Annotated in this window: 12 protein-coding genes; 5 read left to right on the top strand and 7 right to left on the bottom strand. The window is 65.3% G+C overall.

Annotated features, from left to right (window positions below; genetic code table 11):
• Positions 1 to 116 precede the first annotated feature (116 nt).
• Positions 117 to 866, bottom strand: coding sequence for an MBL fold metallo-hydrolase (locus IM543_07045; protein QOY95602.1), 750 nt, complete (start codon positions 864 to 866; stop codon positions 117 to 119).
• Positions 867 to 1,117: 251 nt separating this feature from the next.
• Between IM543_07045 and IM543_07040 the strand changes: the two genes are divergently transcribed.
• Positions 1,118 to 1,411 carry a hypothetical protein gene (locus tag IM543_07040; GenBank protein ID QOY95601.1) on the top strand — a complete coding sequence of 98 codons (294 nt, stop codon included), beginning with the start codon at positions 1,118 to 1,120 and terminating at the stop codon, positions 1,409 to 1,411.
• Positions 1,412 to 1,442: 31 nt separating this feature from the next.
• Here IM543_07040 and IM543_07035 read toward each other — a convergent pair whose 3' ends face one another.
• The 5 genes from IM543_07035 to dusA form a co-directional block, all read right to left on the bottom strand.
• Positions 1,443 to 3,056 (bottom strand): chemotaxis protein, encoded by a 1,614-nt coding sequence (locus IM543_07035; protein ID QOY95600.1) that lies wholly within the window; start codon positions 3,054 to 3,056, stop codon positions 1,443 to 1,445.
• Positions 3,057 to 3,582: 526 nt separating this feature from the next.
• Positions 3,583 to 4,023 carry a thrombospondin type 3 repeat-containing protein gene (locus IM543_07030; GenBank protein QOY95599.1) on the bottom strand — a complete coding sequence of 147 codons (441 nt, stop codon included), beginning with the start codon at positions 4,021 to 4,023 and terminating at the stop codon, positions 3,583 to 3,585.
• A 173-nt stretch (positions 4,024 to 4,196) separates the two neighbouring features.
• Positions 4,197 to 4,541: an energy transducer TonB gene (locus tag IM543_07025; protein ID QOY95598.1), complete on the bottom strand. Its 345-nt coding sequence runs from the start codon at positions 4,539 to 4,541 to the stop codon at positions 4,197 to 4,199.
• A gap of 75 nt (positions 4,542 to 4,616) precedes the next feature.
• A complete protein-coding gene (locus IM543_07020) occupies positions 4,617 to 6,380 on the bottom strand; it encodes an MCP four helix bundle domain-containing protein (GenBank protein ID QOY96558.1) in 1,764 nt (587 codons plus the stop codon).
• 354 nt (positions 6,381 to 6,734) lie between these two features.
• Positions 6,735 to 7,784, bottom strand: coding sequence for a tRNA dihydrouridine(20/20a) synthase DusA (gene dusA / locus IM543_07015; GenBank protein ID QOY95597.1), 1,050 nt, complete (start codon positions 7,782 to 7,784; stop codon positions 6,735 to 6,737).
• A 204-nt stretch (positions 7,785 to 7,988) separates the two neighbouring features.
• Between dusA and IM543_07010 the strand changes: the two genes are divergently transcribed.
• From IM543_07010 to IM543_06995, 4 genes are all read left to right on the top strand, one after another.
• Positions 7,989 to 10,082 (top strand): tetratricopeptide repeat protein, encoded by a 2,094-nt coding sequence (locus tag IM543_07010; protein ID QOY95596.1) that lies wholly within the window; start codon positions 7,989 to 7,991, stop codon positions 10,080 to 10,082.
• A 196-nt stretch (positions 10,083 to 10,278) separates the two neighbouring features.
• Entirely contained in the window at positions 10,279 to 11,130 is an 852-nt protein-coding gene (locus tag IM543_07005) for a Lateral flagellin (protein QOY95595.1), read from the top strand.
• Positions 11,131 to 11,235: 105 nt separating this feature from the next.
• Complete coding sequence (locus IM543_07000) at positions 11,236 to 12,093, top strand: hypothetical protein (GenBank protein ID QOY96557.1); 858 nt, start codon at positions 11,236 to 11,238, stop codon at positions 12,091 to 12,093.
• Positions 12,094 to 12,159: 66 nt separating this feature from the next.
• On the top strand, positions 12,160 to 12,750 hold the full coding sequence (locus IM543_06995; GenBank protein ID QOY96556.1) for an acyltransferase: 591 nt from the start codon (positions 12,160 to 12,162) through the stop codon (positions 12,748 to 12,750).
• A 5-nt stretch (positions 12,751 to 12,755) separates the two neighbouring features.
• On the opposite strand, the gene IM543_06990 is transcribed toward IM543_06995, so the two are convergent.
• Complete coding sequence (locus IM543_06990; protein QOY95594.1) at positions 12,756 to 13,880, bottom strand: DegT/DnrJ/EryC1/StrS family aminotransferase; 1,125 nt, start codon at positions 13,878 to 13,880, stop codon at positions 12,756 to 12,758.
• Positions 13,881 to 13,904: the final 24 nt, after the last annotated feature.

The raw sequence follows: 13,904 nt of genomic DNA, 5'->3' as shown, positions 1-13,904 counted from the left end.
CTGTTGTCGTGGGTTCGAGTCCCATCAGCCACCCCAAGAATTCAGCAGTAAAAACAAAGGGTTACATGCTTCGGCCTGTAACCCTTTTGTTTTTCCCCTTTCCGCAGCCGCAAGGCTTAGCCCTGGGGACTTTCACTCATCTGCCGGCAATACTTTCCGAGCTTCTCCGGCAGGTCATCCGGACACACGCCACATTGCTCGTTTCCGGGCACCGCATAGTCGATGAACTTGGGGTACGGCAGATTGAGCCCAGCCATGATCTCGCGAAACTCCTCGATGCTGCGCTCACCGCCGAGACGGGGGTTGCGCTGTTTCTCTTGCATGACGGAAGATACCCATCGGTTTTGGTAATCGTGGGCAGGGTAGACGAGCGTGTCGTCAGGTAATGCGAACAGCTTGCCCCGCACGCTGTGATACAGCGCATCCGCGTCCCCCTGCTGGAAGTCGGTTCGCCCGCATCCTTCGATCAGCAGTGCGTCACCCGTGAACACACGCTCTCCCAGCACATAGGCGAAGTGGCCCGCGGTGTGGCCGGGTGTGTGGACAGGTTGGAACGCCATCGCTCCGACCCGGAATGGCCTCCCCTCCTCCAATTGGACATCGGCGCAGGAAACGCGCTCGGCGGCAGGCGCGGCGATCGCGCTCCCCACCTTCTTCTTCAGTTCTAGGGCGGCCGTGATGTGATCGGCGTGGACATGCGTATCGATACTGTATGAAAGCGTCAAGCCCAGGCGCCGGACTTCTTCCAGGTCACGCTCGAGCGTGACGATGACCGGGTCGATCAAGACAGCCTTTCCGGTTTCCGGACAGCCGATCAGGTAAGTGTAGGTGCTCGACAAAGGCTCGAAAAGCTGACGGAAGATCATGCGGTTTCTCCTCTGGGAAAACGGTCATGCGTCCCTCTCGCGTGGGTAAGCGACTCGCTGTCGCGCAACGCCATTCGTAGGCGCAGTATAGGCCGCGGCCGCGATATCGGGCGCGCGCGGCAGCACTGGCCGGTCCCGCTGGAATGCTAACGCTCCGTTAATCCCGGGCCGATAACATGCGCGCGAAGTGGCCTGGCAGGGCGCCGGGGCCGCGCATGACAGCCAGGCCGGCTGTCCACCGGGAGCGCTTGATGGACGATGTCGACCTGAGTAGATGGGGCGTGCCGGCGCTGGCCATGTCCGCCAGCGCGGTCGTCAGCAGCTGGTACCGGCGCAGGCATGGCTGGCGCAGATGGCCGGTGATATGGAAAACGATTCGTGTCCGGGAGACAGGACGACGAACCGGATCGTTCGCCATGCCGGCCACGCTCTTCTACGGCAAGGATGGGCGCCTGTTGCTGCGCCACATGGGTGAACGCGACCGTGACGGCATCGACCAGCGCCTGAAGATGCTCGCGGCCTCGGGAACAGGTCACCCGCGCTGAGCAAGGCCCGGCGGGCCCTTCGGTTTTCAGATCACGCTGCCATCGCCGGCAGCGCAAGACGGGACGGGTGCACACCGGCGCCATCCAAGCGGGGCGAACGTGGAGCTGACTCCGGTGCGAGCTTGAAGGTAGCAACCACTGCCAGCAGCTCCTGTGCCTGTACCTGCATCGAGTCGGCTGCCGCGGCGGCTTCCTCCACGAGCGCCGCATTCTGCTGCGTGACCTGGTCCATCTGGGCAATGGCCTGGTTAACCTGGGCAATGCCGGCGCTCTGTTCCTGCCCAGCAAGCGTGATCTCGGCCATGATGTCGGTCACGCGCTTCACGCTCGCAACGACCTCGGTCATGGTGTCGCCCGCGACATTGACGAGCTTGCTACCGGCATCGACCTTCTCCACGGAATCGCTGATCAGCGTCTTGATCTCCTTCGCCGCGGCCGCGCTGCGCTGGGCCAGGTTGCGCACTTCGGATGCCACGACGGCGAAACCACGGCCCTGCTCGCCCGCACGGGCTGCTTCCACCGCAGCGTTCAGCGCCAGGATGTTGGTCTGGAAGGCGATGCCGTCGATCACGCCGATAATGTCGGCAATGCGCCTGGATGCCTCGTTGATCGCCCCCATCGTGCCCACGACTTCCTGCACGACCTGGCCGCCTTTCAGCGCGACCCCGGAAGCCGTCGTGGCCAGCGCGTTGGCATGACGCACGCTTTCGGTATTCTGCTGGACGGTGCTGGTGAGCTCTTCCATCGAGGCGGCGGTCTCTTCGAGCGAGCTGGCCTGCTCTTCGGTGCGGGCCGACAGGTCCAGGTTGCCCGCGGCGATTTCGCCCGAGGCGGTCGTGATTGTATCGGTGCCGTCGCGCACCTTCTGCACCAGGGTGGCAAGGCTTTGCTGCATCTGGCGCATGGCGAACATCAGGCTGTGCTGGTTGCGCTCGTCTTCGAGGAGAATCTGCACGGTCAGGTCGCCGGCTGCAATCGACCCGGCGATGCGCGCGGCGTAGTCCGGCTCGCCGCCGAGCTGGCGGGTGATGCTGCGGGTCAGCCAGAACGCGACGGCGCCACCGGCGACGATGGCGAAGGCGGCAAGCGCCAGGCTCAGCGAGAACATCATCTGCGTGCGTGCGGCCAGTTCGGTCTTGACCGCCGCTGCCGCCGCATTCTTTTCCTTCAGGATCTTCAGCAAGTCCGCACGCATTTCCCGCCATACCGGCGTTTCCTCGCCGTTCAGGATCGTGGCGCTGGACGCCGCATCGGTCTTCACCAGTGCGACGATACGGTCCTGTACCGCGGCGCGCTGCTGCTGCAGGCTTGCCAGCCTGGCCAGCCTGGCATCGATGGCGGCATCGCCTTTTGCAAGTGCGCGGGCCGACTGCATGGCCTTGTCAAAGTCCTTGCGTGCCGTCGCCAGGTTCTTGTAGCCGGTCTCGTTCTCGGGCGACAAGATCACATTGCGCAGCGCCTGGCCCATCTGCAGGCCCTGCGCATACATCGTGTTCGCTTCGCTCAGGAAGGCCTGGTCCTGGTCCACGAAACTGCCAAAGCGCGAGCTGGCGTCGCGCATGCCCGAGATCGCGACCGCCAATGCGACCGCAAATAACATAAAGACAATGGCCATGCACAAGGCCATCTTGTTCCGTAGTTTCATCCGTTCCTCACCCGATATCCGTCGCGCTGTCATCCAGCAATCAACAAAATTATCAGTGGTAAATCAAGATTCCACACAGAAATAAATGACGAATTCGGTATGTACTTCCCGGGATGACGCGGCCAAGCAACAGATGTCGCTGTTGATGGACCGGTGCCAGTTTGCCTCCTTCAAATAGCAAGCAGGCTGGAGCGACTAGTCGCTCGTCACGTCATCCGCGCTTGCCGCGAAAGCCGGCGCATACCCTTTGCCATGCCCCGTGGATGAAGGCGGCATCAACAAAAATGAATAGCAAAGCCAGCTCGACGCTAGTCGGGCATCGGCAGATCATCGACGGCTGGCCGCGCCGGAGGTGGAATCGCCATGCAAGCGATCGTGCTTATCCGTCCAGCGGGTCGCGGCACCAAAGCCAGTACGGCGGCATGCAAACACAGGCTTCGGTGCCGCCGCATCGCCGCCTGTCAAGCGCGTCACCGAAAAACAAACCGCCTGCATGCAGGCGGTTTGTCTCTCACAAATCCCGTGCTCAGTAACGGCTCGGATTGTTCGGACGCGCGTCGCGGCGGTTCGGGATGCCGTCGCCGTCACGGTCGCGGTCGAAGCGGTTGCGGACGCCGTCGCCGTCACGGTCATTGCGGGCCATGCGGTGGTCGTCGCGCACCCAGCCGCCGCGCACCAGGTACCAGCCCTTACGGTCCTGGCGCCATTCCGGGCGATGGTAGACATAGCCCGCACGCATCCGCTCGTAGTGGCCGCGTTCCCACTCGTAGCGGCGGCCGTTCCAGCTCCAGTAGCCCGGCACCCACTCGTAGCCGCGGCGGACCGCGGGAACCGCCTCGCGACGCAGCGGCGGCGGGGCCTTGTGCACCACGATCACTTCAGTGCGACCCTGGGCCTGGGCCTGGACCGGCGCGAAGGCTGCGGTGCTGATCAGGACAGCTGCGGTAGCGGCAAGAATCGTTTTCATGGTACTTCTCCTTTCGGTTGGTGTTGGAACCACTATAGCCAGCCTCATCCGCATTAGGGGGAATTGAAAAGAGTTCTTACACTCGAAACAAGCTGCCATGAAAATGTAACCGAGGGGCCAGGCACCAATGAAAAAAGCCGGCAAGGCCGGCTTTTTTCGGGAGGAAACCTGGATTAGTCCAGCTTCCAGGCGTAGTCGACCTTGGTCCAGGTCGCGGCCGGTGCGCCGTCCTTGGTGCCCGGCTTGAACTTGCACGACGACAGGCCTTTCAGGGCGGCACGGTCCAGGTTCTTGAAGCCGCTCGACTTGTCCAGCTTCGACTCGGCCACGGTGCCGTCCGCATTGACCAGGAACGATGCCGAGGTGGTGCCCTGCTCTTCGTTCATCAGCGACGCCTTCGGGTACTCGACCGCGCACTTCTTCGGGTCGAACGAAGCCGGCACTTCGGCGGCGAAGGTGGCGCCGGCGGCGGTGGCGAGGGTCATTGCAGCGATCAGTTTCACGGTCAGGTTTTTCATGGTTTCCCCAGTAGGTTTTTGTTTAAGGTTGGCAGTCTCACTGCGTGCCGGCGCGGAGGCCGGCGTTCTTCTCTCTTAGAATTCTTCCCACTCGTCGCTGGCGACGGTGGCGGCCTTCTTCGGCTTGGCGGCCGGCGCCTCGTCCTGCGCGGCGGCCGTGGCCGCTGCTGCAGGCTTCTTCACTGCCGGCTTCTTCAGGGCCGGGGTCGGACGCTTGGCGGCGGCCGGGCGCACCGCCACGGCAGTGCTGGTGACGGCCGGGGCCGGGGCCTCCACCTGGTACTGCTCGCCCTCGCTCAGCTTGAAGATGCTGACGACGCGGGTCAGTTCGCCCGCCTGGTCCTGCAGGCTCTGCGCGGCGGCAGCGGCCTCTTCGACCAGGGCGGCGTTCTGCTGGGTCATGCTGTCCATCTCGATGATCGACAGGTTGACCTGTTCGATACCGGCGCTCTGCTCGGCGCTGGCGTCGGCGATGTCGCTCATGATATCGGTCACGCGCTTGACGCTCGCCACCACTTCGTCCATCGTCACGCCGGCCTGGCCGACCAGCTTGCTGCCGCGCTCGACCTTCTCGACCGAGTCGCCGATCAGGGTCTTGATCTCTTTGGCCGCCGCGGCCGAGCGCTGGGCCAGGTTGCGCACTTCCGATGCCACCACCGCGAAGCCGCGGCCCTGCTCACCGGCACGCGCCGCCTCCACCGCGGCGTTCAGCGCCAGGATGTTGGTCTGGAAGGCGATGCCGTCGATCACGCCGATGATGTCCGAGATCTTGCTCGCCGAGCTGTTGATCTCGCCCATCGTGCCGACCACCTGCGACACCACTTCGCCACCCTTGCGGGCCACGTCCGAGGCGGTTGCGGCCAGGGCATTGGCTTCACGGGCATTGTCGGCGTTCTGCTTGACGGTCGCGGTCAGTTCTTCCATTGCCGAGGCCGTCTTTTCCAGCGAGCTGGCCTGCAGTTCGGTACGCGAGGACAGGTCGATGTTGCCGGCTGCAATTTCACGCGAGGCGGTGCCGATGGTCTCGGTGCCGCGGCGCACCTGTTCGACGATGCCGACCAGGCTATTGCGCATTTCCTTCATTTCGACCAGCAGGCTGCCACGGTCCGACTCTTCGGTCTCGATGGCGATCGACAGGTCGCCGTGGGCGATGCTGCCGGCGATCTTGGCGGTATAGGCCGGCTCGCCGCCCAGCTGCTTGCGCAGGCTGCGCGAGATCACCCAGGCTGCGGCCACGCCGATGGCGACGGCGGCCAGCAGCATGCCGATCATCAGGTTACGGGCATTGACGAATTCCGACTCGGCGTCCATCTTGCTCTGGGCATTCTGTTTCTCTTCCAGCAGCGCCAGCTGGTCCAGGGCTTCGGTCCACTTCTTCTGCACCGGACGCACTTCGCGGATCATCACGCGGGTGGCATCCATCGCGTTATTGGCCAGGTAGAGCTCGGAAGCCTTGGCGATGGCCGGCATGGCCGCGCCTTCGAATTCCTTGATTTGGGCCAGCAGGGCTTTTTCCTTGTCGCTGGCGTGGGCCGCGAACAGGGTCGACAGCTTCTTCTGGGCGTCGTCGTACTTGCGGGTCTGCTCCTTGAACTTGACCAGCTCCGGTTCCATGTCGGCCGGATCGGTCATCAGGGTCAGTACGCGCAGCGAAGTAAGACGATCGCTGACGTTGTTGCGCATGTCGATCACGAGGCCGGTCGAGACATTGCTGACGCTCACGACCTTGTCCAGGCGGTCCTGGATCTGCGCCATGCGCACGATGCCGACCGCAGTCACCACGATCAGCAGCACCAGCACCAGTGCGAAGCCGAGTACGAGGCGGGTGCCGACCTTCAAGTTATTCAAAAAAGACATTCCTGTTTATCCCTGTATCTATTGATCGAATTCGCTCGGAACCTGGCGCCGTGCGACGCGTGTCGTATGCTTCATGACATACGGATATTTCCGACAGGATAAATCAAAAGTTCTGCCTGGAAACCCGAAATCGACCTCGGCAACCGAACTTGTTTCAGCTCAACAACGGTGTTGATCTCGTTCAACTTGTGGGAGCGAAGGAAATTATGCGCGTCCAATTTCCATACGGCAAGTCCTTCAGAGCATGTCTATACAATCCGACAATAAAATGTCGCGATTTGCCGACAAGAAATAACAAAGGCGTACCGAAGTACGCCTTTCGAGGGGCCCAGCTGCTCAGGCAGCGGCCGGCATGCGCCCCGCGGCCTCCAGCAGCAAGGCCGGATCGGCGCCGGCCAGCCGCTTCGGATCGGACAACATCTGGCGGAAGGCGCGCGCCCCCGGCAGGCCGGTCATGATGCCCAGCATGTGGCGCGTGATGCTGTTCAGCTTCAGCCCGTGCTGGCCGTACAGGCGCAGCTGCTCGGCGATGTACGGAACCATGGCTTCCAGCACCTGCACCCGGGTTTTGACGGGGGCATCGGGGTCGCCGTAGAACAGGCGGTCCCAGCTCGCCATGACCCAGGGGTTGTGATACGCCTCGCGGCCCAGCATGACGCCGTCCACATGCGCCAGGTGCAGGGCAATCTCCTCGTCGGTCTTGACCCCGCCGTTGATGATGATCTCCAGCGCCGGGAACTCGCGCTTGAGCTGGTAGGCCACTTCGTAGCGCAGCGGCGGAATCTCGCGGTTTTCTTTCGGCGACAGGCCCTTGAGCACGGCATTGCGGGCGTGGACGATGAATGTGCGGCAGCCGGCGTCGGCAATGGTGCCGATGAAATCGCGCACGAAACCGTATTCCTCGTTGTCGTCGATGCCGATGCGGTGCTTCACCGTGACGTCGACCGACACGGCGTCGCGCATCGCCTTGACGCAGTCGGCCACCAGCCCAGGCTCCTGCATCAGGCAGGCGCCGAAGGCGCCTTTCTGCACCCGTTCGGACGGGCAGCCGCAGTTCAGGTTGATCTCGTCGTAGCCCCACTGCTCGCCCAGCTTCGCGCTTTTCGCCAGGTCGGCCGGGTCGCTGCCGCCCAGCTGCAGCGCCACCGGGTGCTCCATGGCGTCATGGCGCAGGTGGCGCTCGACGTCGCCGTAGACCAGGGCGCCGGTGGTCACCATCTCGGTGTACAGCCAGGTATGGCGGGTGATGTGGCGATGGAAGACGCGGCAGTGGCGGTCGGTCCAGTCCATCATCGGCGCCACCGACAGGCGGCGGCTCGGCAGGGAGGATGCGGGAACGGAACCGGCGGCCTCGAGGCCGGGGTCGATGCGATGGGAAGAATGCATGCGTGAAGTCGAGAATGGCCGGCAAACGCCGGAAAACCCGACATATTAAGCCATCCACGCCAAACCCGCCGCGCCTGGCCGCGCAGGACGGAGCGCTTTGCCAACACCGGCAAATTTTCTCGGCGGCGCTGCAACAAACCCGGTACGCGCAAGCGCGAGTCGATCTACAATCGCGACTAATTTCCGCACAGAAACCGTTTGCCCATGACCGTCCTTCCCCGCTCCACCGCCCAGGATCCGCTTGCGCAGCACTGCCGCGCCGTGCGCCTGAACCCGCGCGACGCCAATGCCCATGCCCTGCTCGGCCTGGACCTGCTGCGGGCGCGCCAGCTCGACGAAGGCGTCGCCTGCCTGAAGCGTGCGCTCGAACTCAACCAGAAACTGCGCGGTCTGCAAGGCGTGCTGGCCGCCGCCCTGTTCGACCAGGCGCGCTACGAGGAAGCGGCCGAGGTCTATCGCGCGGCCTTGCGCTTCGAAAACGGCGCCGACCTGCGCCGGGGCCTGCAGGACTCCCTGCTGCGCCTCGCTTCCGTCCTGCACAAGGACAAGAAAATCGCGGAAGCCGCGGCCGCCCTGCAGGACGTGCTCGCGCTGGATCCCGAGCTGCTCGACGCCCGTTACGACCTCGGCAACCTGCTCTACCAGTTGCACCGGCACGAAGAGGCCGTGGCCTGCTACCGCGCGGTGCTGGCACAGCGCCCCGAGCACCTGTCGGCGCTGATCCGCCTGGCGCAGGCGGAGCGGGTCCTGAAACGCTTCGAGGCGGCACGCGAGGGTTTCGAGCGCGCCCTCGCCCTGTCTCCGGAACGGCCCGACCTGATGGTCGACATTGCCAATACCCTGCGTTCGGAAGGCAGGCTGACCGAGGCCGCCGCCCTGCTCGCACGCGCCGAAGCGCTGGCCCCGGACAGTGTCGACGTGCTGCATGCGCAGACCGGCATCCGCTTCGCCCTGGGCGAATGGGAAGAAGCCCTGCGCCTGGCGCGGCGCGCATTCGAACTGGCGCCCTCGCCGGCCGCGCACAGCGTGATGCTGTTCATCCTGAGCCACACCGCCTTCGATCCCGAGGAACTGACGCGCGAGCACTTCGCGTTCGGCGAGCGCTGGGAGCCGCCATTGCGCGCGCTGCGCCAGCCGCATGCCAACGAACGCGACCCGGAGCGCAAGCTGCGCATCGGCTTCGTGTCGGCCGACCTGTACGAGCACGCCGTCACCCGCTTCCTGGCGCCCGTGTTCGACGCGCTGCGCGAGCATGCGCGCGTCTCCCTGTATGTCTATTACAACAACAATATTCAGGACGGCATGACCGCCGGGCTGCGCGCCTGCACGGCCGGCTGGCGCCAGATCGCCGACCTGGACGACGAAGCCGCCGAGCGCCTGATCCGCGAGGACGGCATCGACATCCTGATCGACCTGTCGGGCCATTCGGCCCTGAACCGCCTGGAACTGTTCATGCGCAAGCCGGCGCCGGTGCAGGCAAGCTGGATCGGGTATGCCGGCACCACCGGCATGGAAACGATGGATTATTTCTTGTCGGACCCGTTCGTCCTGCCGGAAGGCCGCTACGACGACCAGTTCAAAGAGCAGATCCTGCGCCTGCCGCTGGTCGCGCCCTTCCTGCCCGACCAGCACGCCCCGCCACTGAACGACTTGCCCGCCCTGCGCAACGGTTACCTGACCTTCGGCAGCTTCCACCGCGCATCCAAGCTCAGCCGGGCCGTGATCGCCCAGTGGTCGAAGCTGCTGCATGCCATTCCCGACGCCAGGATGCTGCTCGGCGGCCTCCAGGCGGGCATCGACGACGTCCTGATCGACTGGTTCGCCGCCGAAGGCATCCCGCGCGAGCGCCTGCTGCTGCGCAACCGCGCCAGCGTGCACGAATACCTGAAGCAGCACTACGACGTCGATATCTGCCTCAGCCCCTTCCCCTACAGCGGCTCGACCACGGTCGGCCATGCGCTGTGGATGGGCGTGCCGACGCTGGCGACGGTCGGCGCCACCAACCCGAGTCATGCCGCGGTGTCCTTCCTGGCCCACCTCGGCCTGGGCGACTTCATCACCGACAGCGACGACACCTACGTCAAACTCGGCGTCTTCCTGTCGCGGAACGTGCCGGCGCTGGCGGCCATGCGCGCCGGCATGCGCGAGCGCTTCGTCAATTCGGTGCTGGGTTATCCAGGCATTACGGCGGCCGGACTGGAAGTCGGCCTGCGCCGGATCTGGCAGCACTGGTGCGCGGGCCAGGCGCCGGCGGCGCAGCGGGTACGCCTGTCCGACCTGGCGCCTGCCCAGTCCTGAACAAGCGCAGCGCGCTCGATGCTGCGTTCACGTCCGGACACCGCACCGCATGGCCATTTCGACAAGTTTTTACCGAATCAAAAAATATCTTAAAAAATTTCCATGCGGCACTTAATGCCGGATTGAAACCGGTCGCCCTGTACTTGTGAGAGCGAGTGACGCACTCGACCACGAATCGAATTCCCTAGGAGCTACCATGCTGAGCCTTCACACCAACAACGCCGCACTGTCCGCACAAAACTCGATCAGCCGCACCCAGAGCTCGCTGTCGACCTCGATGACCCGCCTGTCGACCGGCTACCGTATCAACTCGGCAATGGACGACGCCGCCGGCCTGCAGATCGCTTCGCGCCTGAAAGCCCAGACCTCGGGCATGGCCGTCGCCATGCGCAATACCCAGAACTCGACCTCGATGCTGCAGACCGCCGAAGGCGCGCTGGACGAAGTCGGCAACATGCTGGTCCGCATGAAGGACCTGGCAACCCAATCAGCCGACGCCTCGTCGACCGCCGACGACAAAAAAGCCATGCAGTCGGAATACGATGCCCTGGGCCTGGAACTGTCGAACGTCCTGAAGAACACCACCTTCGGCGGCACCAAGCTGCTGGTGGGCGGCACCGTCGCTTCCTCGATGACCTTCCAGATCGGCGCGTCGTCGAGCGAGACCATGACCGTGAACCTGGCGACCGACATGTCGCAAGTGGTGTCGGACGTGACCTCGGCCACCGTCAACTACGCCGGCACCGCCGGCGGCACCGAACTGACCAGCGCCGCCAACGCGTCGATCACCAAGCTGGAAACCGCACTGGCATCGGTCAACAAGGTCCGTTCGGGCCTGGGCGCCGCGGCGAACCGCCTCGAGCACGTGTACAACAACCTGTCGAACATCAGCACCAACAGCAAGGCCGCGGCCGGCCTGATCATGGACGTGGACTTCGCGACCGAAAGCGCGAACATGACCTCGAACCAGATGCTGCTGCAAGCCGGTACCGCCATGCTGAAGCAGTCGAACAGCATGTCCTCGATGGTCATGTCGCTGCTGCAGTAATAAAATAGATCGTTTCGCGGCTTAGTTCCCGGCTGATCCAGCCGGGTTCCGCACAAGGCCAGCCGCATTGCGGCTGGCCTTTTTCACTTGGACTTCCCGATTGCCATGGCCAGCCTGAGCTTCAGCCCCCTTCCGCCGCCTCCCGCAACCACGCTCGCGGTCGGCGCCGTGCCCGCGGTCACGCCGGCCGCCTTCGTCGCCGCCGAGCTCGCCGAGCTGCCGCTGCCGGCGGCACTGGCTTCCCCTGCCCCGGCGCCCGGCACGCCGGCAGCCCCCACGGGCGATGCGCTCGATGGCGCGGCCATGCGGCCCGACCAGCTGGCCATGGCACGCCAGCTGTCGTTCCAGCGCGCCGACGCCGAGGCGCTCGGCAGCAGCTGGCGCGCGATGGTGCGCCATTACGGACGCCAGCTCGAAGCCCGCGAGCAGCAGGCCCTGGACCGGCAATTGCCGGCGGCTGTGCTGCTGGCGGCACAGCACGGCAAGCTGCCGCCGCAGCCCGACCCGCGCCATCCGCCGGCCGACGCCTGGCGCTTTACCGTGCATGCCGGCAGCGCGCAGGCGCAGCACCTGAACGTGATCGCGCAGGAAGGCGACACGCCGCCGGGACGCCGCCGACGCGGCCGCGCCTCGCTGCGCCTGGAACTCGAACTTCCCGACGGCACCCGGGTCACGGTCCAGCTGGAGCCGGTGCCGGGCGGCGTGGCGCTGGAACTGTGCGCGCCGGACGCCGGCGCGACGAAGCGGCTGCGCGCCTTGCAGCCCTTGCTCGAGCGCGCGGTGCAGCGCGCCGGCCTGCTGGTACAGCGCTGGTCCTTCCGCGACCACCTGCCGGCCGCGCCGGCGCACGCCTCGATCGCCTACTGGCAGGCCGAATCGGTGCTGACCCTGCCGGTGTTCAAGGCGGTGGCCGAACTGGCCCTGCTGCTGCCGCGCGCGCCTGAGGCGCCGGGCGGTGCCTGAGCGGCGCGTACAATACACACCCAGTCAACCACCACCAGCGAGGTCACCGTGGAGCATTCCCCAGCAGTGCCGAATCCGTTCAATCCGGGCTATGCCGAGACGGCGGAACTGCGGCTACTCGGGTTCCGACGGGTCGGCCGCAACGTCAGGATCGCCCGCAACGCCACCATCATCGGCCTGGAAAACATTGCGATCGGCGATAACGTGCGCATCGACGGGGGCGTCGTCATCGCGGCGCATGCGGGCCGCCTCGAACTGGGCGACTACATCCATATCGGCGGCGGCTGCTACCTCGGCTGCGCCGGCGGCATCACGCTGGCGGATTTTTCGGGGCTGTCGCAGGGCGTGCGCATCTATTCCGGCACCGACGATTATTCCGGCGAGGCGCTGACCAACCCGACGGTGCCGCATGCCTACCTGAATGTGAAGACCGCGCCGGTCGCGCTGGGCCGGCACGTCATCGTCGGCTCGGGCAGCGTGATCCTGCCCGGAGCGTCGATCGGCGACGGCAGCGCGGTCGGCGCGCTGTCGCTGGTGGCGCGGCCGCTCGCCGACTGGGGCATCTATGCCGGCGCCCCCGCCAGGCGGCTGAAGGCGCGCAGCCGCAAGCTGCTGGAACTGGAGCAGGCCTTGCGCGCCGGCACGCCGGCCGGCTGAGCGGTTCAGGCGCGGCCCGGTCCCCCGTCGGCGATGACGGCGGCGATCCGTTCCACGTCGGCGTCCGCGAGCGCCGGGTACATCGGCAGGCACAGCACCCGGCTCGACGCCGTGGCCGCCACCTCGAGGTTGTCGCGCCGTGCCGAAGGCAGGCCGCGGTACATCGGGAAATCCGAAATCAGGGGATAGAAGTAGCGCCGCGCATGCACGCCGTGCTCCTTGAGCTTCTGGTACAGGGCGTCGCGGCCGAGCGCGTAGCCGGGACCGACCAGGATCGGGAAGTACGAATGGTTCGCGACCGTATCGGCGGCGGGCGTCATGCACGCGATCCCCTCCACCCCGGCCAGCAGCGCGCGGTAGCGGGCATCGATATGCCCGCGACGCGCGATCGCCTCGTCGATCCCGCGCAGCTGCAGCATCCCGAACGCGGCATTGATCTCGCTCATCTTGGCATTGATGCCCGGCGCGACCACGGTCACCTCGTCGACGAAGCCGAAGTTCTTCAGGTGGTCGATCCGCTGCTTGGTCCGGGCGTCGGGACAGATGATGGCGCCGCCCTCGAAGGTGTTGAACACCTTGGTCGCATGGAAGCTCAGCACCGACAGGTCGCCATGGCGCAGGATGCTGCCGCGCGCATCGCGCACCCCGAAGGCATGGGCGGCATCGTAGATCACTTTCAGGTTGTAGTTGTCGGCGATCTTCTGGATCGCGTCGACATCGCACGGACGTCCGTAGCAGTGCACCGGCATGATGGCGGTGGTCTGCGGCGTGATCGCCGCCTCGATCTTCACCGGGTCGAGGTTGAGGCTGACCGGGTCGACGTCGACGAATACCGGCTTGATCCCGTTCCACAGCAGCGAGTGCGCGGTCGCCACGAACGAGTACGGCGTGGTGATCACTTCGCCGGTCACGCGCAGCGCCTGGAGCGCCGTCACCAGCGCCAGGGTGCCGTTCGAGAACAGCGCCAGGTGCTCCACGCCCAGGTAGGCGCACAGCGCCGCCTCCAGCTGCTGGTGGAAGGGGCCACCATTGGTGAGGATCTTGTTCTCCCAGATCTGCTCGAGGTAGGGATAGAACTCTTCCAGCGGCGGCATCTGGGGCTGGGTGACGTAGATCGGCTTAGGATTCATGGGAGCTTCCCGGTGTGGAATCGT

Origin of the sequence: Massilia sp. UMI-21 (assembly GCA_015277795.1) — a bacterium.
In the GTDB taxonomy this organism is placed as follows: Bacteria; Pseudomonadota; Gammaproteobacteria; order Burkholderiales; family Burkholderiaceae_D; genus Telluria.
This window is presented reverse-complemented; position numbering and strand designations above follow the sequence as displayed.

Coding starts and splice junctions, on each gene's coding strand:
- IM543_07045 (QOY95602.1), bottom strand. CDS start 866: ATGATCTTCCGTCAGCTTTTCGAGCCTTTGTCGAGCACCTACACTTAC.
- IM543_07040 (QOY95601.1), top strand. CDS start 1,118: ATGGACGATGTCGACCTGAGTAGATGGGGCGTGCCGGCGCTGGCCATG.
- IM543_07035 (QOY95600.1), bottom strand. CDS start 3,056: ATGAAACTACGGAACAAGATGGCCTTGTGCATGGCCATTGTCTTTATG.
- IM543_07030 (QOY95599.1), bottom strand. CDS start 4,023: ATGAAAACGATTCTTGCCGCTACCGCAGCTGTCCTGATCAGCACCGCA.
- IM543_07025 (QOY95598.1), bottom strand. CDS start 4,541: ATGAAAAACCTGACCGTGAAACTGATCGCTGCAATGACCCTCGCCACC.
- dusA (QOY95597.1), bottom strand. CDS start 7,784: ATGCATTCTTCCCATCGCATCGACCCCGGCCTCGAGGCCGCCGGTTCC.
- IM543_07010 (QOY95596.1), top strand. CDS start 7,989: ATGACCGTCCTTCCCCGCTCCACCGCCCAGGATCCGCTTGCGCAGCAC.
- IM543_07005 (QOY95595.1), top strand. CDS start 10,279: ATGCTGAGCCTTCACACCAACAACGCCGCACTGTCCGCACAAAACTCG.
- IM543_07000 (QOY96557.1), top strand. CDS start 11,236: ATGGCCAGCCTGAGCTTCAGCCCCCTTCCGCCGCCTCCCGCAACCACG.
- IM543_06990 (QOY95594.1), bottom strand. CDS start 13,880: ATGAATCCTAAGCCGATCTACGTCACCCAGCCCCAGATGCCGCCGCTG.